Annotated in this window: 1 protein-coding gene; it reads left to right on the top strand. The window is 57.9% G+C overall.

The features are described from left to right. Positions 1–40 precede the first annotated feature (40 nt). Positions 41–1,585: an IS3 family transposase gene (locus tag ACFQND_RS12305; RefSeq protein ID WP_371434786.1), complete on the top strand. Its 1,545-nt coding sequence runs from the start codon at positions 41–43 to the stop codon at positions 1,583–1,585. Positions 1,586–1,640 lie beyond the last annotated feature (55 nt).

Raw genomic sequence — 1,640 nt, 5'->3', positions numbered from 1 at the left:
GGGGATGCGGACAAAAACTTGGACTACCAGGAGGTAGTTCATGTATTCGTACAAAGACAGGATTCGAGCGGTTGAGCTTTACATCAAACTCGGCAAACGCGTGAGGCCAACCATCTGCCAGCTGGGTTACCCAACCAAGAATGCCCTGAAGGGCTGGCACCGGGAATATGAGCGACGGCTCGATTTGCCGGTGGGCTATGCGGGCCGGGAACCCAAGTACTCGCAGGCGCAGAAGGAGGCGGCTGTTGAGCACTACCTCACGCACGATCTATGCATTGCCGCCACCATGAGGGCGCTGGACTACCCGGGTCGTGGGACATTGACCGCTTGGGTTCGCGAGGCGCTTCCTCAGAGCAGGAAAGCCGTCGTTGGCAGCGTTGGGCGCCCAAGGTATCCCGAGTCGATGAAACAGGCCGGGGTCATCGAGCTGTGCAGCCGACAAGAAACTGCGCAGGCCGTGGCTGACAAATTAGGCGTTTGCAGGCCGACGCTGTACAACTGGAAGAACCAGCTACTTGGCCGTAAGGCTCCCGCATCCATGAAACACAGCAACAATTCACCGCCAGTGCCGATGCCAGAACGGGCGGAGCTGCAGCGCCAGCTCGAATCCCTACAACGCGACATCCGGCAACTGCAGCTCGAACGCGATCTCTTGAAGAAGGCCAATGAAATATTAAAAAAAGGCCTGGGCGCCGGTCTGCAACTCCTGACGAACCGGGAGAAGACATTGCTGGTTGACGCCCTCAAAGAACTCTATACCCTGCCAGAGCTCCTGGCCCATTTGGATCTGGCGCGCAGCTCGTACTTCTACCATCGAGCCCGTGTAAAAGTGGCAGACAAGTACCTTGCGCTGCGGCAAACCCTCACCGACATCTTCGAGCTGAACCACCGCTGCTACGGCTATCGCAGGCTGCAGGCGTCGTTGAGCAGGCAGTGCGTGACCATCTCCGAGAAGGTCGTGCAGCGGTTGATGAAACAGGAGAGTCTGGTCGTCGCCAAGCCCAAGCGGCGTCGGTACGGCTCCTACCTGGGTGAAATCACCCCAGCGCCCGAGAATCTCATCAATCGCGACTTCCACGCAGCGGCCCCGAACGAGAAGTGGCTCACCGACATCACAGAGTTCCAGATCCCGGCCGGCAAGGTGTACCTGTCGCCCATCATCGACTGCTTCGATGGCATGGTCATCAGCTGGACCCTTGGAACGCACCCCGACGCCGAACTTGTCAACACGATGCTCGATGCAGCCATCGAGACGGTGGCCGGCGGCAATGACCGACCCGTCGTCCACTCTGATCGTGGAGCCCACTATCGCTGGCCCGGTTGGCTATCGAGGATCGGTGATGCAAAGTTGATTCGCTCGATGTCGCGCAAGGGGTATTCGCCTGACAACGCTGCATGCAAAGGCTTCTTTGGACGGCTGAAAACGGAACTGTTCCACCCTCGGGACTGGAAGACCACCACCATTGAGCAGTTCATTGAGGTAGTCGATTCCTACATCCGCTGGTACAACGAGAAGCGGATCAAGATCTCTCTTGGCTCTCTTAGCCCCATCGAATACCGAGAGAGTCTTGGATTTGCGGCATAAACCAGTCCAAGTATTTATCCGCACCCCCCTCGGGTCAGACTTCAGCGCAATTCAA

The sequence above is a fragment of the Polaromonas aquatica genome (assembly GCF_042659145.1).
GTDB lineage: Bacteria > Pseudomonadota > Gammaproteobacteria > Burkholderiales > Burkholderiaceae_C > Polaromonas > Polaromonas aquatica.
Note: the sequence above shows the minus strand (reverse complement) of the source record. Positions and strands in the feature narration are given on the sequence as shown.